Genomic DNA, 23,285 nt, shown 5'->3' with positions numbered 1-23,285 from the left:
ACCCGCCCGGGGACGCGTCAGCCGGCCACGAGGTGGTCGAACTCGCCGTCCTTCACGCCCAGCAGCATCGCCTCGATCTCCGCGCGGGTGTAGACCAGCGCGGGACCGTCGGGGAAGCGGGAGTTGCGCACGGCCACCTCCCCGCCGGGCAGCCGGGCGAACTCCACGCAGGAACCCTGCGAGTTGCTGTGCCGGCTCTTCTGCCAGGCCACGCCGTCCAGCCTGGTGGCCGCCATGCCGTTGTACACGCCGGACGCAGCGGCACCGTCGCGCCCCTCACCGTCGTACACGTCGTGGTCCACAGGTCGCTCCCCGCTGGTGCACTGGCTGGTGTGGCCATTGATGCAGTGGTCAACTGACCCGGATCATAGCTTCGTTCATGTGCAGATGCATGAGCAGATGCACGTGCACGCGGGGTGGTGCGACGGTTACAGCCCCACGGACCGTACGGTGACCGCTTCGACGGACGCTCCACCCGCTCCCCGCTCCCTCTAGAGACGCGTACGGGGGCCGTCCTGTTCCCTCGTGTTTCCCCGGGTCGCCTCCTCATGCCGCCGGGCGTGCGTTCTCCTCGCCTTCGTCCCCCACGGGCGGTGCGAGGTGTGTCACGGGGTCTGGTGGGGTGCGGGGCGGGTCCTGTTAGCTGGCTGCCGTTCGTTCCGGCCCGCGGGGCCGGCCACACCTTGGGGGCTTGCAGTGACTTCGGTGACCTCGGTGCCTTCGGTGACCTTCTCGGGTTCCTCGCGCCCGCCCCGCGCGGCGTCCCGCCGACGGGTGCGCACGGTGGCCGCGGTCGTGGGACTGGCGGGCGCGCTGGTGCTCACCGCGTGCAGCGGCGACGGCGGATCCGACGAGGACTCCGCCGCCCCCGCCCCGCCCGCCACGGCGACCCCCGGCACGGGGGGCGGCGCGGGCGGTTCCGGCACCGGGGGCGGCGCGGGCGGTTCCGACGCGCGCACGGCCCCGGCCGGCGCGCTCGAGGGCAGTTGGCTCGCCACGGCCGGGGGCAGGGCCGTGGCCCTGATGGTCACCGGCGAACAGGCCGCCCTCTTCGCCACCGGCGGCGTGGTGTGCAGCGGCACCGCCCGGGAGGACGCCGGGACGCACACCCTCCGCCTGAAGTGCACCGACGGCAGCGAGGACCGGGCGAACGGCACGGTCGACTCCGTCAGCGCCTCCTCCCTGAAGGTGACGTGGGAGGGCGCCCTCGGCACCGAGACGTACACGAAGGCCGAGGGCGGCAGGCTGCCGACCGGGCTGCCGACGGCGGAGCCCGGGTCGTAGGACCGCCGACCGGCGGGGCCGACGGTGGAACCGGCACCGCGTACGTGATGATCTGGGGGTACCTCCACGACTCCAGAGGATCCCCGATGCGCGCCACGCCGACCGCTGTCTCTGCCCTTGCCGCACTCCTCCTCCTGACCGCCTGCAGCGACACGGGCGACGACGGGAAGCGGGAGAGCACGGCGTGTTCGCTCGACGAGGTGAGCGTGGAGGTGGGCCCCGCGAGCGCCGCCCCGGCCGCCGGCGACACCGGCGAGGTGCCCGTCGGCCTCACCAACCGGGGCGCCACCTGCACCCTGGAGGGATTCCCCGAGGTGCGGCTGGCCGGCCCCGGCGGTTCCGCCCTCGACCTGCCGCCGACCGAGGGCGCCACGGCGCAGAAGCTGACCCTGGCCGAGGGCGACTCCGCCTCCTTCGGCATCACCTATGTGCGCGGTCCGCGCGGCGACGGCGCCTTCGACGCCGAGACCCTGCGCGTCGTCCTCCCCGGCGACCCCGGCACGAGCAGCTTCCGCTGGTCGTACGGCCCGGTCGCGTCCGACGGCGAGGGCGGGCACCAGGCCTCCGTGAGCGCCTACCAGCAGGCGGGCGACTGACCCTCCCCGCGTCAGGGAAGAGGGGGGCGCCTCCCGACGCGTGCGTCGTCCGCGGCCCGGGTGCCCTCCTCCCAGCCCGCCGCGTCGCTCACCCCGCGCAGCCGGGTGGTCGTCGTCTCCGGGAACAGGCGGTCCGCCCGGTCGGCGACCGCGGCCTCGCGGGAGGCGAGGACCGGGAGCAGGTCGTCGTCCACCCGGCTCTCGGCGGCGGCCGCCAGACGCGTCCCCACCCGGTGGGCGTAGGCCGCGAGGAAGGACTGCCGGAAGGTCTTGGTCCGTTTCCTTCCGCCCGCCCGGCCCCGGGCTCTCGGCTCCGCCCGGGCAGGGGGGACCCCCAGCGCGGCCTCCGCCCGGGTCATCGCCGTGGTCGCCTGCACCAGCAGTGAGGTGTAGAGGAGTTCGACCGCCTCCAGGTCGGAGGCGAAGCCGACGACGGTGGAGAAGCCGAGGGACTCGTTCCACACGGCCCGGCAGTGGTTCGCGCCGGCGACCGCGTCCAGCAGCACCGCCTTGGCCTGCTCGTACGGCGGCTCCACCCCGATCCGGCAGGCGCCCGGCGTCTCGCCCGAGGGCGCCTGCGCCGCGAGCAGCGCCTCGTCGATGCTGTGCCGTGCCATCAGCTCCTGCGCCTTGGCGCTGAGCGCCTCCGCCTCCTGGGGGAACCCGGTCGCCTCCGCCTTCGCCAGCAGCGCGCGGATCCGGCCGAGCATGCGGGACTCCGGCCGCCGGTCCCGCGGGCCCGTCCCCGCCGGCGCCTCGTCGAGGGGTTCCAGGACGGGCAGGCGCAGCAGCAGCCGGTACAGCTCCAGTACGGCGGTGGCGCAGGAGAAGCGGTCGGTGCGCGGCGCGTCCTCGGCCGTCAGCCCGGCGAGCTGGGCCTTCCAGCGGGGGCCGCGGGGCCGGTCGTGCGGCGCCTGGGCCCGGATCAGCGCCGAGACGAGCCGTACGTGCACCTCGTCCAGCTCCCGCCGCACGATCCGCACGACATCGGCCGGCTGCCAGCCGCGCCGCCAGGCCGCCGCCACGAACTCCTGTCCGCGCCGGTCGAGTTCGGCGTCGGCCGCGGGATCCGCGGCGAGCAGGGACGCGCCGGCGTCGAGGGTCTCGTCGGTGGCGTCGTGGAGGGCGGTGCGGAAGGCGCGGTCGACGGTGCTGGACGTGCTCACGGACCGATCGTGCCATGCCGGAACACCACCCGAAGGTGTCAACCAACGGTTGACACCTCGGGGCTGTCAACCTACGGTTGACACATGACCGCGAACCCCGACATCACGTCATCCGTGCGGCTCGACGACCTCATCTCGGCCATCAAGAAGGTCCACGAGGAGCCCCTCGAACAGCTCCAGAACGCGGTGCTCGCGGGTGAGCACCTCGGCGAGGTGGCCGACCACCTGATCGGCCACTTCGTGGACCAGGCCCGGCGCTCGGGCGCCTCCTGGACGGACATCGGCAGGAGCATGGGCGTCACCCGGCAGGCGGCGCAGAAGCGCTTCGTGCCGAAGGAGGACGTCGACCTCGACCTCAGCCAGGGCTTCCACCGCTACACGCCCCGCGCCCGCAACGTGGTGATGGCCGCGCACAACGAGGCCAAGGCCGCGCGCAACACCGAGGGCGTCCCCGAGCACCTGGTCCTCGGCCTGCTGGCCGAGCCGGAGGGCTTCGCCGCGAAGGCGATCACCGAGCAGGGCGTCACCCTGGAGGCGGTCCGCGAGGCCGCGGCCGCGGCGCTCCCGCCGGCCGCCGAGGAGGCCCCCGAGCTGGTGCCGTACGGCCCGGCGGCCAAGAAGGTCCTGGAGCTCACCTTCCGCGAGGCCCTCCGCCTCGGCCACAACTACGTCGGCACCGAGCACATCCTGCTCGCCCTGCTGGAGCACGAGAACGGCGAGGGCGTCCTCAGCGGCCTCGGCGTCGGCAAGGACGCCACCGAGCGGTACGTCACCGAGCTGCTGGCGCAGTTCCTGGAAGCGCGGAAGGAGGGCGACGAGGAGCGGGAGACCCCGCGGGAGGACTGATCCGGGCCCTGGGAGGACTGATCCGGGCCCTGGGAGGACTGGTCCGGCCCTGGGGGGTCTGACAACGGCCCAGGTCCGGGGGCGTTGTCAGACCCCCCTGCCACACTCGCGTACATGGCCGACCGGTGGGCGCTCGCTCCGGCCGAGGACGGCGGCGTGGACGTCGCCCCCCTCGGTCCGGACGGGCTGCCCGCCGGTCCGGTGCGGCGGGAGGCGGATCCCGCCGAGGCCGTGCGGAGCCGTCCCGGCGTCACGCGGTGGGTGTGGCGGTCCACCGCCGAGGTCTACCCGCGCCTGCTCGCCACGGGGGTGCGAGCCGAGCGGTGCTACGACGTCGAGGCCGCCGAGACGCTCCTGCTCGGTCACGAGGGGCGGTACGGGGAACCCCGTTCGGCCGCGGCCGCCCTGGCCCGGCTGCGCGGCGGCCCCGTACCGCCCGACCCGCCGCAGCGACCGGCCGACCCGGGCGCGCAGTCGTCCCTCTTCGAACCCGCGGGCGTCCCCCTGCCGCTGGCCGACCTCCTCGCCGTCTACGCCGAGCAGCAGCGGCGGACCGGCGCGACCGCGCACCCGGACCGGATGCGGCTGCTGATCGCGGCCGAGTCGGCGGGGATGCTGGTGGCCGCCGAGATGAACCGCGCGGGGCTGCCCTGGCGGGCGGACGTGCACCGCGCGGTGCTGCACGACCTGCTCGGCGAGCGGTACGCGGGCGGTGGCGAGCCGCGCCGGCTGGCCGAGCTCGCCGACGAGGTGTCCGCCGCCTTCGGCCGCCGGGTGCGGCCCGACCTGCCGGCCGACGTGGTCAAGGCCTTCGCGCAGGCCGGCGTCAAGGTCTCCTCGACCCGCCGCTGGGAGATCGAGTCCGTCGACCACCCGGCCGTGAAACCGCTGCTGGAGTACAAGAAGCTGTACCGGATCTGGGTCGCCCACGGCTGGTCCTGGCTCCAGGACTGGGTGCGCGACGGCCGGTTCCGGCCCGAGTTCCACGCGGGCGGGACCGTGTCCGGCCGCTGGGTGACCCACGGCGGGGGCGCCCTGCAGATCCCCAAGGTGATCCGCCGCGCGGCCGTCGCCGACCCGGGCTGGCGGCTCGTCGTCGCCGACGCCGACCAGATGGAACCGCGGGTGCTGGCGGCGATCTCCCGCGATCCCGGGCTGATGGAGGTGGCCGGCCGGGAGACCGACCTGTACCAGTCGGTGTCCGACCGCGTGTTCTCCGGTGACCGCGACCGGGCCAAACTGGCCGTCCTCGGCGCGGTCTACGGCCAGACCTCGGGCGACGGCCTGAAGAACCTCGCCGCGCTCAGACGCCGCTTCCCCCGGGCGGTGGCCTACGTCGACGAGGCCGCCCGTGCGGGCGAGGAGGGCCGGCTCGTGAGGACCTGGCTGGGCCGCACCTGCCCGCCGGCCGCCCGCACGACGGACGACGCGGTGGAGGAGGCGGGCATCCCGGTCGCCGGGGATCCCGGGGGTTCCGGGGCTTCCGGGGAGGAGGCCGAGGGCGGCCGGCCGTGGGTGCCGGGCCACGCCTCGGCCGACGCCCGGGCCCGGGGCCGCTTCGCCCGCAACTTCGTCGTCCAGGGCAGCGCCGCCGACTGGGCCCTGCTGCTGCTCGCCGCGCTGCGGCGGGCCCTGTCGGACCGGGCGGCCGAGCTGGTCTTCTTCCAGCACGACGAGGTGATCGTGCACTGTCCCGAGGAGGAGGCCCGGGACGTGGTGGCGGCGATCCGGGAGGCCGCGGACCTGGCCGGCCGGCTGACGTTCGGGGAGACACCGGTGCGCTTCCCGTTCACGACGGCGGTGGTGGAGTGCTACGCCGACGCCAAGTGATCAGCGGAACCGTGCGCCTCGCCCACCGGCGGCCCCCGCACCTCCCCACCCCTGCCTGCCCGTCCATCCGCCCGTCCGTCCGGGGCGATGCGCGCCGACCGCCACGACTCGCTCCCCGTACGCCTCCCCCACGGCCCCCGCTCGGACAGCGGCGGGCCGTACCGGTGGCGGACCGGGCCGCCGGTGCGGCGCGGTCGACGCGGACCTCGGCGCGGCAGAGGTGAACGGCCGGGGCCCTCGTCCCCGCCCCCGGCGCCTTTCTCACCCCCAGGTCAGATGACCGGCGGCCGTCCCAGCCGGGTCAGCCGCCACACCGTCCGCCAGCGCATGGCCCGCCGCTCCCCGGCCGGCTCCCGCACCCCTTCCGCGAACCCGGCGAACCAGGCCCGCAACCCGCTCGCCGACCGGTTCCGCGCCAGGGTGAGCAGCACCCACACCCCCAGGTGCACGGGAACGAGCGCGAACGGCAGCCGCCGACGGGCCAGCCAGACCCGGTTCCGGGCGTTCACCCGGTAGTAGACGGCGTGCCGGGCGGGTGAGGTCTTCGGGTGCTGGAGCAGCAGCTCGGGTGCGTACAGGATCCGCCACCCGGCGTCGGCCGCGCGCCAGGCGAGGTCGGTCTCCTCGTGCGCGAAGAAGAACGCGGCGGGCCAGTCGCCGATCTCGTCGAGCATCGCCATCCGCAGCGCGTGCCCGCCGCCGAGGAACCCGGTGACGTACCCGCCCCGCAGGGGATCGGACCGCCCGATCCGGGGCACGTGCCGCTGCTGCGTCTCCCCCCGCTCGTCGGCGATCCGGAAGCCGACGATCCCGAGCCGCTCGTCGGCGGCGTACAACTCCCCCACACGGCGCAGGACATCGGCGTCGACGAGCAGACCGTCGTCGTCCAGCTCGACGACGACGTCCACGTCCCCGAACTCCCGCAGCCGCGCGATCGCCGCGTTCCGCCCGCCCGGGCAGCCGAGGTTCTCGTCCAGTTCGACGGCGGTGACCTCGCCGGGCAGCGACAGCCGCCGGGCGAACTCGGGCAGCGGACAGCCGTTGCCCACGATCACGATCCGCGCGGGCGGCACGTCCTGCTTGGCCACGGACTCCAGCAGCGCGTCCACTTCGGCGGGCCGGTTCCCCATGGTCACCACGGCGACGGCGATCCTCGGCGGCTCCATGTCCTCACCTCACCCTTCCGGCCGACGACTGCGTCCGCGATGCCAACCGCTCACTTCCCGGCCTCCCGCGAGAGACCGCACGGCCGCCCACGCACCGCGTCACCGGTCCCACCCCTTTCTACGGAGCGGGACGGGGCGGGCGTTCACCCGGTGCTGTCGGGCCGACGGCCCGGGACGTCCTCGGTGATCGCCGGGACGGCCCCGCGTGCCGACCGTGCCACGCGTACCGATCAGCGTGGACCGGTCCCGCCGAGCACGGCCGGACCGGCGCCCACCACCGTCACCGTCACCGCCTCCACTGAACGACAAAACCCCAGGCCGGATGCTTACCGTCCTGGGGTTCCAGTGGAGCCGCCTTCGGGATTCGAACCCGAGACCTACGCATTACGAGTGCGTTGCTCTGGCCATCTGAGCTAAGGCGGCACGCTGCCCGCACCCATGGTGCGATCGGCAACGTCGGTAAGTCTACACAGTTTCCGAGGGTGCTTCGTACCTGCCCCGGAGGCGGGCCGAAGCGTCCGCCTCCGGGGGTGGGGCACCGGCTACGAGCAGCGCTTTCCGTCCGCGGGCGGGGTGCCGCGGAGCAGGTAGGCGTTGATCGTGGAGTCGATGCAGTCGCTGCCCCGGCCGTAGGCGGTGTGGCCGTCGCCCTCGTGGGTGAGGAGGCGGGCCGAGGACAGCTGGTCGGCCAGGGCCTCGGCCCAGCGGTACGGGGTCGCCGGGTCGCGGGTGGTGCCGACGACGACGATCGGGGCCGCGCCCTTCGCCTCGATGCGCTGCGGTTCACCCGTGGCCCGCACCGGCCAGTACGCGCAGTTCAGCGCCATCCACGCGAAGCCCTCGCCGAAGACCGGGGACGCCTCCTCGAAGTCGGGGAGCGCCGCCCGCACCTCGTCCGGGGAGTCGAAGGCGGCGGGGAGGTCCAGGCAGTTCACGGCCGCGTTGGCGAACATCAGGTTGGCGTAGCCGCCGTCGGCGTCGCGCTCGTAGTAGCTGTCGGCGAGGGCGAGGAGTCCGGCGCCGTCGTTCCGCTTCGCCGCCGTCAGTGCCTCGCGCAGCCGCTGCCAGGCGCCCTCGTCGTACATCGCCGCGATCACGCCGATGGTCGCGAGCGACTCGGTGAGCCTGCGGCCGTCGGCGTCACCGGTGGGGATCGGCCGGGCGTCGAGGTCGGCGAAAAGCGCCTTGAGGTTCTTTCCGGCCTGCTCGGGGCCGGTGCCCCGGCCGCCGAGCGGGCAGTCGTCGCGCCGGCCGCAGTCCTTCGCGAAGGCGGTGAAGGCCGTCTCGAAGCCCGCCGTCTGCTCCAGGTTCAGCTGCCGCGCGGACAGCGAGGGGTCCATCGCGCCGTCCAGCACCAGCCGGCCCGTCCGGGACGGGAAGAGCCCGGCGTACGTGGCCCCGAGGAAGGTGCCGTACGAGGCGCCGACGTAGTTCAGCTTCTTGTCGCCCAGCACGGCCCGCACGATGTCCATGTCACGGGCCGCCTCGACGGTCGACACGTGGCGCAGCAGCTTCGGCGCGTCCGCCCCGCAGCCCTCGGCGAACTTCCGGTACGCCGCGACCAGGGCGTCCGTCTCCCGCGCGTCGTCCGGCGTCACGTCGGTCCGCGTGTACGCGTCCATCCCGGGCCCGTCCAGGCACTCGACGGGTTCGCTGCGGGCCACGCCCCTGGGGTCGACGGCCACCATGTCGTAGCGGGCGCGGACCTCGGCGGGGTAGCCGATCCCGGCGTACGCCTGGAGGTAGCCGACCGCCGAGCCGCCGGGGCCGCCGGGGTTCACCAGCAGCGAGCCCAGCCGCTTCCCCGGCCCGGTGGCCTTCTTGCGGGCCAGCGCGAGGCGGACGTCGCCGGCGGACGGGGCGTCGTAGTCGAGCGGGGCCTTCACCGTGGCGCACTGGAAGCCGGGGACTCCGCAGTCGCGCCAGGACGGCTTCTGCTCGTAGTACGACATGAGCGCCGCCGGCGTGGAGCGGGGCAGCGCGGTCGGTGCCGCTCCCTTCTCCTCCGCCGCCGAGCTGGCGGTGCTCGACGTGCTTCCGGAGGAGCAGCCGGACACCAGCAGCGCGGCGGCGGCGAGCAGGCAGGCTGCGGTGCGGAACCTACGGGTGGTACGCCTTGTGTGCATGCTGCGAGCGTAACTCTGGGCGACGGGATGAGTGCTCTACGCGCACGCCGTGCCGCGAACGAGTTCGCGCACGAGGCACGGCGACGGGTCGCCGGGCGGTCGGCCGGGCCCCGTCAGCCCGCTCTGAGGGCCATCGTCATCGCCTCCACCGCCAGGAGCGGGGCCACGTTGCGGTCGAGGGCCCGGCGGCAGGCGGCGATCGCCTCGATGCGGCGGAGCGTGGACTCCGGTGAGCTGCCCCGGGCCAGGCGCTCGAGCGCGTCCTCGGCGTCCGTGTTGGCGAGGGCGATGCGGGAGCCGAGCTGGAGGGCGAGGACGTCGCGGTAGAAGCTGGTCAGGTCGGTCAGGGCGAGGTCGAGGCTGTCGCGCTGGGTCCGTGTCCTGCGGCGCTTCTGCATGTCCTCCAGGTCCTTGACCACGCCGGCCGTGCCGCGCGGCAGCCGGCCGCCCTGGGCCGCGCCGAGCGCCGCCTTCAGCTCCTCGGTCTCCTTGGTGTCCATCTCCTCGGCGAGCTGCTTGGCGTCCTCGGCGGCGGCGTCGACGAGTTCCTGGGCGGCCTTGAGCGCGCCGCCGATGTCCTCGACCCGCAGGGGCAGCTTCAGCACGGCGGCGCGGCGCTCGCGGGCCGCCGGGTCGGTGGCCAGGCGGCGCGCGCGGTCGACGTGGCCCTGGGTGGCGCGGGCCACCGCCGCGGCGACGTCCGGCTCGATGCCCTCGCGCCGGACGAGCATGTCGGCGACGGCGTCCACCGAGGGCGTGCTCAGGTTGAGGTGGCGGCAGCGGGAGCGGATCGTCGGCAGCACGTCCTCGAGGGAGGGGGCGCACAGCAGCCAGACCGTGCGGGGGGCGGGCTCCTCGACGGCCTTGAGGACGGCGTTGGCGGACTTCTCGTTCAGCCGCTCGGCGTCCTCGACGAGGATGACCTGCCAGCGGCCGTTCGCCGGGGCGGTGAACGACTTGCGCACGGTGTCGCGCATGTCCTTGACGAGGATCTCCGAGCCGACGGCGGCGACCGTGGTGACGTCGGCGTGGGTGCCGATCAGCGCGGTGTGGCAGCCGTCGCAGAACCCGCAGCCGGGGACCCCGCCGAGGGCCCGGTCGGGGCTGACGCACTGCAGCGCGGCGGCGAAGGCGCGCGCCGCCTGGTTGCGCCCCGCGCCGGGCGGGCCGGTGAACAGCCAGGCGTGCGTCATCCGGGACGCCTCCGGCGGGGGCGCGTCGGCCGCCGCCGCGGTGACGAACGCGTCGGCGTCCCGGGCGGCCCCGGTGAGCTGTCCGCTCACCCGTTCCTGTCCGACGAGGTCGTCCCACACGGTCATGGGTCACGCCGCCCTTCCGTCACGTTCGGCTTGCGGGATCCATTGTGGGGGTGGGCGCCGACAACGCCGGACCGGGTCAGCGCCGGCGGCCCCGGCCCCGGCCGTCCTCGTCGCCGTGCCGCTCGTCCTCGTCGTGCGGGCCGAGCAGCTCGTCCGCCAGCGTCGGCAGGTCGTCCAGCGGGGTCTCCTCCGCCCAGTCGGAGCGCTGCCGGCGCCGGTGGGGCGTGCCCTCGGGGTCGATCCGGGGCAGCTCGCGCGTGCGGTCCTCCCGGTCCTCCCCCCGCACCGGGGGCAGCACCGCGGTCTCGTCGGCGGCGCCCGGCGGTACGGGAGGCAGGACCGCGGTGTCCTCGGCCGGATCCGGCACCACCGGCAGCTCGGCCGTCACCTCGGCGTCGGAGCCCCGGGACCGCCCGGACGTCCCGCCGGAGTCACGGACGGCGTCCTCGTCCCGCACCCGGGGCAGCACCGCCGTCTCGTCCACCGGTCCGCCCGACGCGTTCGTCGGCGTCACCACCGGCGTCGGCACGGTCACCGCCTCCTCCGCCCCCGGCCAGGGGGACCGGGGCGCGGGGGCGTCCGCGGCCGGCGGGGCACCCGTCGTCCTCGGTCCCGCCTCCGCCGCGGCCGCCGCCTGTTCGGCGACCCGCCGGGCCTCCTCCGCCCGCAGCAGGGCCTCCTCGGCCTTGCGCTGCTTCTCCAGGCGCAGGGCCTCGGCCTCGGCGCGCAGCCGCGCCTCCTCCTCGGCCTGCTTGCGGCGGCGTTCCTCCTCGGCCTTGCGGCGGGCCTCCTCCTCGGCGCGTGCCTTCTCCTCCTCGAGGAGTCGCCGGCGCTCCTCCTCGGCACGCCGACGGGCCTCCTCGGCGCGCTGCCGGGCCTCCTCCGCCTGCCGTTCCGCCTCGCGCCGCTGCGCCTCCTCCAGCTCGCGCCGCTTGCGCTCCTCCTCCTCGGCGCGCAGCCGCGCCAGCTGCTCCTGGCGCTCGCGCTCCAGGCGCTCCTCCTCCGCCTTGCGGGCCGCTTCCTCCTCGGCCTTGCGGCGGGCCTCCTCCTCGGCCTTGCGGCGCGCCTCCTCGCGGGCCCGGATCTCGGCCTCGGACAGCGGCAGCACCTGGTCCAGCCGGTGCCGGATCACCGTGGTGACGGCCTCCGGCTCCTGGCCGGCGTCGACCACCAGGTACCGGCCCGGGTCGGCCGCGGCCAGCGTGAGGAAACCGGCCCGCACGCGCGCGTGGAACTCCGCGGGCTCCGACTCCAGCCGGTCCGGCGCCTCGGTGAACCGTTCCCGCGCGGTCTCCGGCGCCACGTCCAGCAGCACCGTCAGGTGCGGGACCAGCCCGTCGGTGGCCCAGCGGTTGATGCGGGCGATCTCGGTCGGCGACAGGTCGCGCCCGGCGCCCTGGTAGGCCACGGAGGAGTCGATGTACCGGTCGGAGATGACGACCGCGCCGCGCTCCAGGGCGGGCCGTACGACGGTGTCGATGTGCTCGGCCCGGTCCGCGGCGTACAGCAGCGCCTCCGCGCGGTGCGACAGACCGGCGCTGGAGACATCCAGCAGGATGGAGCGCAGCCGCTTGCCGACCGGCGTCGCCCCGGGTTCGCGGGTGAGCACGACCTCGTGGCCCTTGCTCCGGATCCACTCGGCGAGCGCCTCGGCCTGGGTGGACTTCCCGGCCCCGTCGCCGCCCTCCAGGGCGATGAAGAAGCCGGAGGCGGCGGGCGTCTGGTCGGGGTCGCCGCCGAGCAGCGCGTCGCGCAGGTCCTGCCGCAGCGGCACCCCGGAACGGTCGTCGACCTTGGCCAGCACCAGCGCGGCCACCGGCAGCAGCAGCGCGCCCACCAGCATCAGCGTGAAGGCGGCGCCGCCGTGCGCGAAGACGAACCGGCCGTTCTCCAGCCGGTGCGGTCCGATGCCCGCGGCCACCAGCGGGGCGATCAGCGCGCCGAGCGCCACGAAGACCCGGACGACCGCGTGCAGGTGCTCGGTCGTCCGGGCCCGGCGCTGGTCCTCGGTCTCCTGGTCGAGCAGCGCGTGCCCGGTGTGGGCGGCGATGCCCGCGCCGACGCCGGCCAGCACCATGATCAGCAGCACGCTGGTGACGTCCGGCACCAGTCCCGCGGCCAGCAGCGCGATGCCGGTGAAGGCGAGCGCCATCGCGAGCAGCCGGCGCCGGGACAGCGACGGCAGCAGGGAGGGCGCGGTACGGATGCCGACGACGACCCCGCCGGTCAGCGCGCCCGTCATCAGGCCGTAGAGCACGGGACCGCCGCCGAGGTCCGTGGCGTGCAGCACCGCCACGGCGACCGCGGCCGCCACCGCGGCGGCGACGGACGCGGACGCGAGCACCAGCAGCGGCAGCGCACCGGTGCGGCCCTTGTCGGCGCCGGCGGCGCTCTTCGGGCGGCGCAGCCCCTCCAGCGGCGACCGCGCGCGGGGGGTGCGGGTGTCGGGCAGTTCCAGGAAGGTCAGCACGGACAGCGACGCGGCGAACAGCCCGGCCGCGACGTACGAGGCGAGGGCCGCCTGGTGCTCGGCGAACCAGTCGATCGCCGTGCCCAGCAGGTTGTTGAACAGGGCCGCGACGACGAGCGTGACGGCCGCGAGCGGTATCGCCACGAAGCCCGTGCGCAGCGACAGGCGGCGCAGCGCGTCCATGTGGTCGGGCAGCGGCCGTACCGTCGCGCCCTCCGGGGGCGGCGCGGGCAGCAGCGCGGGCGCCGCGCTCTCCCGGCACACGGTCCAGAAGCGCTCGGCGACCGACGCCACGAAGGCGGTGACGAGGAGGACGGCCAGGGCGTCGTCGGGCATCCAGTCGATCCACAGCGGCGCCACGATGAGCAGCGCGGCCCGCAGTCCGTCCGCGCCGACCATGGTCCAGCGGCGGTCCAGCGGGCCGTCCGGCGCGGTGAGCGCGGTGAGCGGGCCGAGCAGGACGGCGCCGAACAGCACGGTCGCCAGGACGCGCACCCCGAAAACGGTCGCCACTGCGAACGCCGCGCCCCGGTGGCCGCCGCCGAAGGAGCCCGCGGCGATCGCCGCCTGGAGGGCGAGGAGGACCAGCACGAAGAGGGCGAGGACATCGCCGACCCCGCCCACGAGTTGCGCGCTCCACAGTCGTTTCAGCTGGGGTCGGCGCAGCAGGGCGCGGACGGCGCGCTCACGGGAGTCCGCGATCAGGGCGTCGTCCGGATCCGGTCGGTGGGCCGTTGGCCGCTCGGCTCGCGTCATGCGTTCAGCCTATCGGCCCGCGCGGACAGCACGGGGCGACGCGCCTGACATGCACACACCCCGGCAGCGAAGTGCTGCCGGGGCGTTCGCATTCCGAACCCGGGGCGAAGATCCTCCCCGGGTGACGGACGGGTTCCGGGGAGGTGTCAGTCCTCCGCGCCGCTCGGGGCGGTCGCCCTCCCGGTGGTCGTCTTCTTCGCCGCGGTCGCCTTCTTCGTGGTCGTCGTCTTCTTCGCCGCGGTCTTCTTGGCGGCCGCCGTCTTCTTCGCCGGGGCCTTCTTGGCCGCCGCCTTCTTGGTGGTGGCCTTCTTCGCGGTCTTCTTGGCGGGGCCCTTGGCGCGCTTCTCGGCGAGCAGCTCGAACCCGCGTTCCGGCGTGATCGCCTCGACGCTGTCGCCGGAGCGCAGGGTCGCGTTGGTCTCGCCGTCGGTGACGTACGGGCCGAAGCGGCCGTCCTTCACCACGACCGGCCTGCCGCTGACCGGGTCCTCGCCCAGCTCCTTCAGCGGCGGCTTGGCGGCCGCCCGGCCCCGCTGCTTGGGCTGGGCGTAGATCGCCAGCGCCTCCTCCAGCGTGATCGTGAAGATCTGGTCCTCGGACTGCAGCGACCGCGAGTCGGTGCCCTTCTTCAGGTACGGCCCGTAGCGGCCGTTCTGGGCGGTGATCTCCTGGCCCTCGGCGTCGGTGCCGACCACGCGCGGCAGCGACATCAGCCGCAGCGCGTCCTCGAGGGTCACCGTGTCCAGGGACATCGACTTGAAGAGGGAGGCCGTGCGCGGCTTGACCGCGTTCTTGCCGGTCTTCGGGGTGCCCTCGGGGAGGATCTCCGTGACGTACGGGCCGTAGCGGCCGTCCTTGGCGACGATCGTGTGACCGGTCGCCGGGTCGGTGCCCAGCTCGAAGTCGCCGCTCGGCTTGGCGAGCAGTTCCTCGGCGAGCTCGACGGTCAGCTCGTCGGGCGCCAGGTCGGCCGGGATGTCGGCGCGCTGGTGCCGCTCGCTGTCCTTCTCGCCGCGCTCGATGTACGGGCCGTAGCGCCCGACCCGCAGCACGATGCCGTTGCCCACCGGGAACGACGACACCTCGCGCGCGTCGATCGCGCCCAGGTCGGTCACCAGCTCCTTGAGGCCGCCGAGGTGGTCCCCGTCGCCGTTGCCCGCCTCGGCCGCGCCGCCGTTGTGCGTGCCCTCGCCGAAGTAGAACCGCTTCAGCCACGGCACGGCCTGCGCCTCGCCGCGCGCGATGCGGTCGAGGTCGTCCTCCATCCTGGCGGTGAAGTCGTAGTCGACGAGCCGGCCGAAGTGCTTCTCCAGCAGGTTGACCACGGCGAAGGAGAGGAAGGACGGCACCAGGGCCGTGCCCTTCTTGAACACGTAGCCGCGGTCGAGGATCGTGCCGATGATCGACGCGTACGTCGACGGGCGGCCGATCTCGCGCTCCTCCAGCTCCTTGACCAGCGACGCCTCGGTGTAGCGGGCCGGGGGCTTGGTGGCGTGGCCGTCGGCCGTGATCTCCTCGGCGACGAGGGCGTCGCCCTCGGCGACCTGCGGCAGCCGGCGCTCGCGGTCGTCGAGCTCGGCGTTCGGGTCGTCGGCGCCCTCGACGTAGGCCTTCAGGAAGCCGTGGAAGGTGATCGTCTTGCCGGACGCGCTGAACTCGACGTCCCGTCCGTCGGCCGCCGTGCCGCCGATCTTCACGGTGACGGAGTTGCCGGTGGCGTCCTTCATCTGCGAGGCGACGGTCCGCTTCCAGATCAGCTCGTACAGCCTGAACTGGTCGCCGGTCAGACCGGTCTCGGCGGGCGTGCGGAAGCGGTCGCCCGAGGGGCGGATCGCCTCGTGCGCCTCCTGCGCGTTCTTGACCTTGCCCGCGTAGGTGCGCGGCTGCGGGGGCAGGTAGTCGGAACCGTACAGCTGCGTGACCTGGGCGCGGGCGGCGGAGATCGCCGTCTCGCTCAGCGTCGTCGAGTCCGTACGCATGTAGGTGATGTAGCCGTTCTCGTACAGCTTCTGCGCGATCTGCATGGTGGCCTTCGCGCCGAAGCCGAGCTTGCGGCTCGCCTCCTGCTGCAGCGTCGTCGTACGGAACGGGGCGTACGGCGAGCGGCGGTACGGCTTGGACTCGACGGAGCGCACGGCGAACCGCGTGTTCTCCAGGGTGGCGGCCAGCGCGCGGGCGTTCGCCTCGTCGAGGTGGAGGACGGTGGCGCTCTTCGGCTGCCCCAGCGAGTCGAAGTCGCGGCCCTGCGCGACGCGCCGGCCGTCGACCGTCTGCAGCCGGGCGACCAGCGACGACGGGTCGGAGGCGTCTCCCGCGCGGCCCGTCGCGAAGGTTCCGGTCAGGTCCCAGTACTCGGCGGAGCGGAACGCGATGCGCTCGCGCTCGCGCTCCACCACGAGCCGCGTCGCCACGGACTGGACCCGGCCGGCGGACAGCCGGGGCATGACCTTCTTCCACAGGACCGGCGAGACCTCGTAGCCGTAGAGGCGGTCGAGGATGCGGCGGGTCTCCTGGGCGTCGACCAGCTTCTGGTTGAGCTGGCGCGGGTTGGCCACGGCCTCGCGGATCGCGTCCTTGGTGATCTCGTGGAACACCATCCGCTTGACCGGGATCTTGGGCTTGAGCACTTCCTGGAGGTGCCAGGCGATGGCCTCGCCCTCGCGGTCCTCATCGGTGGCGAGGAAGAGTTCGTCGGACTCCTTCAGCAGGTCCTTGAGCTTCTTGACCTGGGCCCGCTTGTCCGCATTGACCACATAGATCGGCTGGAAGTCATGGTCGACGTCCACACCGAGGCGGCGCACCTCACCGGTGTACTTCTCCGGCACCTCCGCGGCGCCGTTGGGAAGGTCGCGAATGTGCCCGACGCTCGCCTCGACGATGTATCCGGGGCCGAGATAGCCCTTGATCGTCTTCGCCTTGGCAGGCGACTCGACGATGACGAGTCGGCGGCCGCCCTTCGCGGTCTCGCTGGTCGGGGACAACTTCGCTCTTCTCTCCGGTCGACGCTGGGGCCTCCCCAGGCGGTCCTCCCGGGGTCGGGTCATGGTGACGCTGCGGAGTGTGACGGTACATCCCGCCCCCGTGTCAAACGGGAAAAGCCCGCAACGGCCACTCGAACGGTAACCCGACTACCGCCGTTCCTGCCGCCCGGAGTGTCCAGTACTGCCCGCGCTTATGCGGAGTGCTATCTACCGGTTACCCGGGATCGGGGGCGGCCATCCGCTCTTCAGAGGCGGGTGAAGCACCATGCGCCGACCGTCAGGAAGATCACCGCGGCGAGCCCGGCGACGGCTGCCGATGCGACGGGACTCACACCGTGGGCGACGGGGCGGTGCTGCCGTACACGGGTCGCGGTCCACGCCAGCAGCCCGCCTCCGAACAGGCAGAACACCATTCCCGCGAAGATCGCCGGTCCGCTCTCCATGGTCCCGCGAGCCCCTCTTCCCCGTCCGCCGGTGCCGGTCGGGAAGTGACGCTGCCACGCCCGGGCGGCGCGCGGGCGAACCGGAGGTGAACGCGGGGGCGGCGGATCGGTGGCGAGCCGGGGTCGGTCCGGTCCGGAATCCCGACGGCGGGATTCCGGATCGACGTGAAAGGGCACGGTCACGGAGCGGATCCGGCCGTCTCACGCCCCCGGCCGGCCACCTCACGCCCCTCGGTCGACCGCCTCGCATCCCACGGGCCGGCCACCTCACATCCCCGGGCCGACCACCTCGCACCCCCGGGCCGACCGTCTCACGCCCCTCAGTCGACCGGCTCCAGGAATCCCTGCTCCACCAGCAACCGGATCTGTGCGGGCGTGCGGTCCCGGAGCAGCACGGGGTCCTCGCCGAGGAGCTGGGCGATGGCGTCCAGGATGCGGCCCGCGCTCATCGTGCCGTCACACACCCCCGCGAAGCCCGCGCCGACCGTGTCCATCCTGGTGGCCCGGCGCATCCCGCGGTTCTGGCGCAGCACGATGTGCTCCGGGTCCTCGGCGCCGGGCAGCCCGACCTGCTCCTGGACGACCTCCGCGGCCAGCCGGAAGCGTGCCTCGAGCAACGCCGCGTCGTCGTGCGACCGCAGGTGGTCGAGCCGGTCGAAGTGCGCCCGGACCGTCTCGCCGAGCGGTTGCTCCACCGGGTGCGGCCACTCCTCGACCGTGACCGACGGCACAGCGGCGCCGGACCTGCGCAGGGTGATCCAGCCGAAGCCGACCGCCCTCACCTTGCGCGCCTCGAACTCGTCCAGCCACGCGTCGTACCGCGCCCGGTACTCGGCCTCGTCCCCGCGGTGGTCGCCCGCGTCCCGCAGCCACAGCTCGGCGTACTGGGTGACGTCCTGCACCTCGCGCTGCACGATCCAGGCGTCGCACCCCCGCGGCACCCACGACCTGAGCCTGTCCTGCCAGTCCTCCCCCTCGACGTGCTGCCAGTTGGCGAGGAACTGCGCGAATCCGCCCTCGTTGAGCCGTTCCCCCGCTTCCTGAACGAGCGTGCGGCACAGATCGTCCCCGCCCATCCCGCCGTCGCGGTAGGTGAGCCGCGCGCCCGGTGAGATCACGAAGGGCGGGTTGGACACGATCAGGTCGTACGTCTCGTCGTCCCGGACGGGCGTGAACAGCGACCCCTCGCGCAGCTCGGCGGCCGGGGCGCCGGAGAGGGCCAGGGTGAGCGCGGTGATGTGCAGCGCGCGCGGATTGACGTCGGTGGCCGTCACCCGCGTGGCGTGCCGGGTGGCGTGCAGTGCCTGGATGCCGGAGCCGGTGCCGAGGTCGAGCGCGGAGGAGACGGGCCTGCGGACGGTGATGCCGGCCAGGGTCGTGGACGCCCCGCCGACACCGAGGACGACCCCCTCGTCGCGGCGGCCGATGCCCCCGGCGCCGCCGACCGCGCACCCCAGGTCGGAGACGATGAACCAGTCCTCGCCGTCCGGCCCGCCGTACGGCCGCACGTCCACGGTCGCGGCGACCTCGTCCGCGCCGGCCCGCGTCAGCCACCCGCTCTCCAGGCAGGTGTCCACGGGCAGCATCTCCGCCACCCGCGCGCGCGGCACGGGCTGCTGCAGCAGGAACAGTCGTACGAGCACCTCCAGCGGCGTGTCCCCGCGGGTGGCCCGGAGGGCGGGCACGGTCTCGCCGCGGGCCAGCGCCGCGTACGCGGGGGCCCCGAGCAGTTCGAGCAGCCCGTCGGCGGTGAAGGAGGCTCCGAGCAGCGCGTCCCGCAGCCGGGCGGCGGCGTCGGGGCGGTCGGACGAGGGCGGGGGCGGCAGGCCGGCGTTACTCACGCCCCCATTGTGACCGCCGCTCCCGGCCCGCGCGTGCCGCGGTCGGGCCGGCCGCCGCGGACGTCTCAGCTCTCCGCGGCCGACGCCGGCGCGGTGGCCGTCCTGCAGCTGGCCTGCCGGGCCATCGCCTCGCCGACCTCGCCCTCCTCCAGTTCGTTGAGGGCGTCGTTGCCGCTCTTGCTCAGCTTGTCCAGCTCGGCGGCGATGCCCTTCAGACCGTCGGCGAACTTCGCCTGGTCCTCGGTGTCGAGGGCGTCGACCTGCTCCTTCAGGGAGGCGTACGACGCGGAGATGCCGTTGAGTTCCTTCACCGCGTTCGTCAGCTTCTGCTCGCCGTTCTCGACGTCCGGCGCCCCGGCCTTGTTCACGGCCGTGCCGATCGCCTTGTAGGCGTCGGACATGTCCTGGAACGCCTTCGAGTCGGCGTTCTGGACCTCTTCCGGGGTGCTGTTGTCCGAGGTCTCCTTCTGGATCGCGGCGTTGGCCGCCGCGATCTTCTTGGCCTGCGGCTGCACCGCGTCGCAGACCTCCTTCGCCCAGGCGTCCAGCTTCTCGTTGCCGTCGTCGCTGCTGCACCCCGTCAGCGCCAGTACCAGTACCGCACCGCCGGACAGTGCGGCCGCGAGCTTCTTGTTCACCGGTTTGGTCCCTTCCATGGCTCTCGGCCCCGGAACATACACGCCGGATGGGCGACGCCCGCCCGCCGTACGACCGATACGACACTTTTGAAGCCGTTTGCACCAGGCGAGAGAAGGCTCACGCGCGAGGGCCCCGCGAGGAGCGGGCGGACGTCGCGTCAAGACGCGCCGCCCGCCCGCACATTGATCCCGTCCTTTCCGGCGTCCGCTAGGAAACCACCGCCGGATCGGCCGACTTGGGCTCCGGTTCGGCGTCGTCCTCGTCCCCCACGGCGATCCCGCGCCGCTTGGACACGTACACCGCGCCGACGATCACCGCCAGCGCGAGGACCGCGATCAGCACCCGCATCCCGACGCTCTTGTCGGCGCCGTAGGAGAACTTGATGACCGCGGGCGCGATGAGCAGCGCCACCAGGTTCATCACCTTCAGCAGGGGGTTGATCGCGGGACCGGCGGTGTCCTTGAAGGGGTCGCCGACGGTGTCGCCGATCACGGTGGCCGCATGGGCCTCGCTGCCCTTGCCGCCGTGGTGCCCGTCCTCGACGAGTTTCTTCGCGTTGTCCCAGGCACCGCCGGAGTTGGCGAGGAACACCGCCATCAGCGTGCCCGCGCCGATCGCGCCCGCGAGGAACGCGCCCAGGGCCCCGACACCGAGCGTGAACCCGATGAAGATCGGTGCCATCACGGCGAGCAGACCCGGTGTGGCCAGCTCGCGCAGGGCGTCCCTGGTGCAGATGTCGACGACCTTGCCGTACTCCGGCTTCTCGCTGTGGTCCATGATCCCGGGCTTCTCGCGGAACTGCCGCCGCACCTCGAAGACCACCGAACCGGCCGACCGCGACACCGCGTTGATCGCCAGCCCGGAGAACAGGAAGACGACCGCCGCGCCCGCGATCAGACCGACGAGGTTGTTGGGCTGCGAGATGTCCATCATCAGGCTCATCGGCGCACCCTCACCGCTGAGCCGCTCGCCCACCTCTCTCGCACCGCTGGTGATGGCGTCCCGGTAGGAGCCGAACAGCGCCGCCGCGGCCAGCACCGCCGTGGCGATGGCGATGCCCTTGGTGATGGCCTTGGTGGTGTTGCCGACCGCGTCCAGGTCGGTGAGCACCTGGGCGCCCGCGCCCTCGACGTCGCCGGACATCTCGGCGATGCCCTGCGCGTTGTCGGAGACCGGCCCGAAGGTGTCCATCGCGACGATCACCCCGACCGTGGTGAGCAGGCCGGTGCCGGCCAGCGCCACCGCGAACAGCGCCAGCATGATCGACGTCCCGCCGAGCAGGAACGCCCCGTAGACGCCGAGGCCGATCAACAGGGCGGTGTAGACGGCGGATTCGAGGCCGATGGAGATACCGGCGAGGACGACGGTGGCCGGGCCGGTGAGGGAGGTCCTGCCGATGTCCTTCACCGGGCGCCGGGTCGTCTCGGTGAAGTAGCCGGTGAGCTGCTGGATGAGGGCGGCGAGCACGATGCCGATGGCCACCGCGACGAGCGCGAGGATCCGCGGATCGCCGTCCTTGCCCTGGATCGTCGCGTCGGTGACGCCGTCGAGGTCGGCGTAGGACGACGGCAGGTAGGTGAACACCGCGATCGCGACCAGCGCCAGCGAGATCACCGCGGAGATGAAGAACCCCCGGTTGATCGCGCTCATGCCGCTGCGGTCGGCGCGCCTCGGTGCCACCGCGAAGATGCCGATCATCGCGGTGAGGACGCCGATCGCCGGCACCAGCAGCGGGAAGGCGAGCCCCGCGTCGCCGAACGCCGCCGAGCCCAGGATCAGCGCGGCCACCAGGGTCACGGCGTACGACTCGAAGAGGTCGGCCGCCATGCCCGCGCAGTCGCCGACGTTGTCGCCCACGTTGTCGGCGATGGTCGCGGCATTGCGCGGATCGTCCTCCGGGATGCCCTGCTCGACCTTGCCGACCAGGTCGGCGCCGACGTCGGCGGCCTTGGTGAAGATGCCGCCGCCGACCCTCATGAACATCGCGATCAGCGCGGCCCCGAGCCCGAAGCCCTCGAGCACCTTCGGCGCGTCGGCCGCGTACACCAGCACCACGCAGGAGGCGCCCAGCAGGCCGAGGCCGACGGTGAACATGCCGACGACGCCACCCGTGCGAAAAGCGATCTTCATCGCCCTGTGCGATACCGCGGTGAGATCCTTTTCCGGCTCGCCCTCGGCCGGAGTGGCTTCGCGCGCCGCCGCGGCGACCCGCACATTACTGCGCACGGCGAGCCACATGCCGATATAGCCGGTGGCCGCCGAGAACGCCGCTCCGATCAAGAAGAACACCGATCGTCCGGCACGCTGATTCCAGTCGTCCGCGGGCAGCAGCATGAGCAGGAAGAACACGACGACGGCGAATACGCCGAGCGTGCGCAGCTGACGGGCCAGATAGGCGTTCGCGCCCTCCTGGACCGCTGCCGCGATCTCCTTCATGCCGTCGGTGCCCTCGCCGGCCGCGAGCACCTGGCGCACCAGGACTCCCGCGACGACCAGTGCCGCCAGTGCCACGACGCCGATGACCACCACGAGCAGGCGGTTGTCGTCGGTCAGCACGGCGGCTGCGAGGGATGTGGGTTGACCCGACTCATATGCGATGGAAAGCCCCGCCATTCGTCCTCCTTGACGCTTGGGCTGAGCTCAAGATGTGGACGGGATTGTAGGTACCGGAACCTGATCAAAACAGAGCGCGTGAAATGTAAATGTCCTGCACTCACCCTTCACCCGATGATCGCCGGATGGCCGGGAAGCCGAATCGGTAATGCTTTTGACGCATTCACGCAGCCGTGTTTTCCGCGGCGCGATTGATCGTGAATGAATTCACTCGATCAAGCGCACGTGACCACTGTAAGCGCGGGCATCGACGGCCGCACACGACGAAGGGCCCCACGGGTGGGGCCCTTCGTCGGGAAGAAGCGCTGTTCGGGTGAGCCGGCTCAGGCCGGGAGGGTGGCCGGCGGCGTGAGGGGCCACCTCATGCGGATCGATCCGCCGTTCTCTCCGGCACTCACTTCCACGTCGTCGACGAGGCCGCTGATGACCGCGAGGCCCATCTCGTCCTCCTCGATCTCGACGTCCGTGTCGCCGGGCCCGTCACCGGGCCCGCCGGGGACCGCGTGGGGTGCCTCGTCGCCGACCTCGATGGAGAACTGCTTCTCCTCCTCGATCAGCAGTACCTTCACGGGTGCCGGGATTCCGCCGTTCTGGTGCAGTCCCACGGCTCGTGTGCACGCCTCGCCGACCGCGAGCCTGACCTCGTCGAGGACGGCCTCGTCCACTCCGGCCCTGCGCGCCACCGCCGCCGCCACGAGCCGGGCGGTCCTGACGTGCTCGGGCAACGCGCTGAAGCGGAGCTCGACGGTGGCCATGCATCCCCCTCGCAAGTACGGGCGTGCTGTGGAGGGGCCGGGCCGCCGAAGAGCCCGGCCTCCCCTCGTGCTTCACTTCTGCCGCCCGGGCACGCCGGCCCGGGACCGGTGATCAGTCGGTGGCCGCCACCGCTTCCTCGACCGAGGTGTGAATCGGGAACACCTTGGTGAGGCCGGTGATACGGAAGATCTTGAGAATGCGCTCCTGGTTGCAGACCAGGCGCAGCGAGCCCTCATGGGCACGGACGCGCTTCAGGCCGCCGACCAGCACGCCGAGACCGGTGGAGTCGAGGAAGTCCACACCTTCCATGTCGACGACAAGGTGGAAACTGCCGTCGTTCACCAGCTCGACCAGCTGCTCGCGCAGCTTGGGCGCGGTATATACGTCGATTTCGCCACCGACCCTGACGATCGTGCGATCGCCCATGGTCTCGGTCGACAGGGACAGGTCCAC

Annotated in this window: 17 protein-coding genes and 1 tRNA gene; 4 read left to right on the top strand and 14 right to left on the bottom strand. The window is 73.3% G+C overall.

Features of this window, described 5'->3' with window-relative positions; all coding sequences use genetic code 11:
• Positions 1 to 17: 17 nt before the first annotated feature.
• On the bottom strand, positions 18 to 302 hold the full coding sequence (locus CP969_RS21665) for a DUF397 domain-containing protein (protein WP_016825224.1): 285 nt from the start codon (positions 300 to 302) through the stop codon (positions 18 to 20).
• A gap of 421 nt (positions 303 to 723) precedes the next feature.
• Between CP969_RS21665 and CP969_RS21660 the strand changes: the two genes are divergently transcribed.
• Both CP969_RS21660 and CP969_RS21655 read left to right on the top strand, forming a co-directional pair.
• Positions 724 to 1,284 (top strand): hypothetical protein, encoded by a 561-nt coding sequence (locus CP969_RS21660; protein ID WP_171817523.1) that lies wholly within the window; start codon positions 724 to 726, stop codon positions 1,282 to 1,284.
• Between the two features lie 86 nt (positions 1,285 to 1,370).
• Positions 1,371 to 1,880, top strand: a complete 510-nt coding sequence (locus CP969_RS21655; protein ID WP_016825226.1) for a DUF4232 domain-containing protein — start codon at positions 1,371 to 1,373, stop codon at positions 1,878 to 1,880.
• Positions 1,881 to 1,891: 11 nt separating this feature from the next.
• Here CP969_RS21655 and CP969_RS21650 read toward each other — a convergent pair whose 3' ends face one another.
• The gene (locus tag CP969_RS21650; RefSeq protein ID WP_016825227.1) at positions 1,892 to 3,046 is read right to left on the bottom strand and encodes a DUF2786 domain-containing protein; all 1,155 of its coding nucleotides are present in this window, start codon (positions 3,044 to 3,046) and stop codon (positions 1,892 to 1,894) included.
• Positions 3,047 to 3,130: 84 nt separating this feature from the next.
• Here CP969_RS21650 and CP969_RS21645 point away from each other — a divergent pair, with 84 nt between their 5' ends.
• Both CP969_RS21645 and CP969_RS21640 read left to right on the top strand, forming a co-directional pair.
• The gene (locus CP969_RS21645) at positions 3,131 to 3,892 is read left to right on the top strand and encodes a Clp protease N-terminal domain-containing protein (RefSeq protein WP_016825228.1); all 762 of its coding nucleotides are present in this window, start codon (positions 3,131 to 3,133) and stop codon (positions 3,890 to 3,892) included.
• A 114-nt stretch (positions 3,893 to 4,006) separates the two neighbouring features.
• On the top strand, positions 4,007 to 5,722 hold the full coding sequence (locus tag CP969_RS21640; RefSeq protein ID WP_016825229.1) for a bifunctional 3'-5' exonuclease/DNA polymerase: 1,716 nt from the start codon (positions 4,007 to 4,009) through the stop codon (positions 5,720 to 5,722).
• A 272-nt stretch (positions 5,723 to 5,994) separates the two neighbouring features.
• On the opposite strand, the gene CP969_RS21630 is transcribed toward CP969_RS21640, so the two are convergent.
• The 12 genes from CP969_RS21630 to bldG form a co-directional block, all read right to left on the bottom strand.
• On the bottom strand, positions 5,995 to 6,888 hold the full coding sequence (locus CP969_RS21630) for a glycosyltransferase family 2 protein (protein ID WP_004985095.1): 894 nt from the start codon (positions 6,886 to 6,888) through the stop codon (positions 5,995 to 5,997).
• 346 nt (positions 6,889 to 7,234) lie between these two features.
• A tRNA-Thr gene (locus CP969_RS21625) sits at positions 7,235 to 7,311 on the bottom strand.
• 119 nt (positions 7,312 to 7,430) lie between these two features.
• Entirely contained in the window at positions 7,431 to 9,014 is a 1,584-nt protein-coding gene (locus CP969_RS21620) for an alpha/beta hydrolase (RefSeq protein WP_004985144.1), read from the bottom strand.
• 113 nt (positions 9,015 to 9,127) lie between these two features.
• A complete protein-coding gene (locus tag CP969_RS21615; RefSeq protein WP_004985148.1) occupies positions 9,128 to 10,333 on the bottom strand; it encodes a DNA polymerase III subunit delta' in 1,206 nt (401 codons plus the stop codon).
• 76 nt (positions 10,334 to 10,409) lie between these two features.
• On the bottom strand, positions 10,410 to 13,559 hold the full coding sequence (gene tmk, locus CP969_RS21610) for a dTMP kinase (RefSeq protein WP_150474955.1): 3,150 nt from the start codon (positions 13,557 to 13,559) through the stop codon (positions 10,410 to 10,412).
• 146 nt (positions 13,560 to 13,705) lie between these two features.
• On the bottom strand, positions 13,706 to 16,540 hold the full coding sequence (gene topA, locus CP969_RS21605) for a type I DNA topoisomerase (protein ID WP_016825233.1): 2,835 nt from the start codon (positions 16,538 to 16,540) through the stop codon (positions 13,706 to 13,708).
• Between the two features lie 245 nt (positions 16,541 to 16,785).
• On the bottom strand, positions 16,786 to 16,983 hold the full coding sequence (locus CP969_RS21600) for a hypothetical protein (protein WP_004985157.1): 198 nt from the start codon (positions 16,981 to 16,983) through the stop codon (positions 16,786 to 16,788).
• Between the two features lie 320 nt (positions 16,984 to 17,303).
• On the bottom strand, positions 17,304 to 18,824 hold the full coding sequence (locus tag CP969_RS21595; protein ID WP_016825234.1) for a DUF7059 domain-containing protein: 1,521 nt from the start codon (positions 18,822 to 18,824) through the stop codon (positions 17,304 to 17,306).
• A gap of 65 nt (positions 18,825 to 18,889) precedes the next feature.
• Complete coding sequence (locus tag CP969_RS21590) at positions 18,890 to 19,480, bottom strand: small secreted protein (RefSeq protein ID WP_078495377.1); 591 nt, start codon at positions 19,478 to 19,480, stop codon at positions 18,890 to 18,892.
• Positions 19,481 to 19,670: 190 nt separating this feature from the next.
• Positions 19,671 to 22,076 carry a sodium-translocating pyrophosphatase gene (locus CP969_RS21585; RefSeq protein ID WP_004985163.1) on the bottom strand — a complete coding sequence of 802 codons (2,406 nt, stop codon included), beginning with the start codon at positions 22,074 to 22,076 and terminating at the stop codon, positions 19,671 to 19,673.
• Positions 22,077 to 22,399: 323 nt separating this feature from the next.
• Entirely contained in the window at positions 22,400 to 22,831 is a 432-nt protein-coding gene (locus CP969_RS21575) for an ATP-binding protein (protein ID WP_016825237.1), read from the bottom strand.
• A gap of 112 nt (positions 22,832 to 22,943) precedes the next feature.
• Positions 22,944 to 23,285, bottom strand: a complete 342-nt coding sequence (gene bldG / locus CP969_RS21570) for an anti-sigma factor antagonist BldG (protein ID WP_003991900.1) — start codon at positions 23,283 to 23,285, stop codon at positions 22,944 to 22,946.

Origin of the sequence: Streptomyces viridosporus T7A, from assembly GCF_008704515.1 — a bacterium.
GTDB classification, from domain to species: Bacteria; Actinomycetota; Actinomycetes; order Streptomycetales; family Streptomycetaceae; genus Streptomyces; species Streptomyces viridosporus.
Note: the sequence above shows the minus strand (reverse complement) of the source record. Positions and strands in the feature narration are given on the sequence as shown.

Bases quoted from the DNA above. Each gene is read 5' to 3' on its own strand.
- CP969_RS21640 (WP_016825229.1), top strand. From the start codon at position 4,007: ATGGCCGACCGGTGGGCGCTCGCTCCGGCCGAGGACGGCGGCGTGGAC.
- CP969_RS21585 (WP_004985163.1), bottom strand. From the start codon at position 22,076: ATGGCGGGGCTTTCCATCGCATATGAGTCGGGTCAACCCACATCCCTC.
- CP969_RS21575 (WP_016825237.1), bottom strand. From the start codon at position 22,831: ATGGCCACCGTCGAGCTCCGCTTCAGCGCGTTGCCCGAGCACGTCAGG.
- CP969_RS21630 (WP_004985095.1), bottom strand. From the start codon at position 6,888: ATGGAGCCGCCGAGGATCGCCGTCGCCGTGGTGACCATGGGGAACCGG.
- CP969_RS21615 (WP_004985148.1), bottom strand. From the start codon at position 10,333: ATGACCGTGTGGGACGACCTCGTCGGACAGGAACGGGTGAGCGGACAG.
- tmk (WP_150474955.1), bottom strand. From the start codon at position 13,559: ATGACGCGAGCCGAGCGGCCAACGGCCCACCGACCGGATCCGGACGAC.
- CP969_RS21655 (WP_016825226.1), top strand. From the start codon at position 1,371: ATGCGCGCCACGCCGACCGCTGTCTCTGCCCTTGCCGCACTCCTCCTC.
- CP969_RS21620 (WP_004985144.1), bottom strand. From the start codon at position 9,014: ATGCACACAAGGCGTACCACCCGTAGGTTCCGCACCGCAGCCTGCCTG.
- CP969_RS21600 (WP_004985157.1), bottom strand. From the start codon at position 16,983: ATGGAGAGCGGACCGGCGATCTTCGCGGGAATGGTGTTCTGCCTGTTC.
- CP969_RS21590 (WP_078495377.1), bottom strand. From the start codon at position 19,480: ATGGAAGGGACCAAACCGGTGAACAAGAAGCTCGCGGCCGCACTGTCC.
- CP969_RS21645 (WP_016825228.1), top strand. From the start codon at position 3,131: ATGACCGCGAACCCCGACATCACGTCATCCGTGCGGCTCGACGACCTC.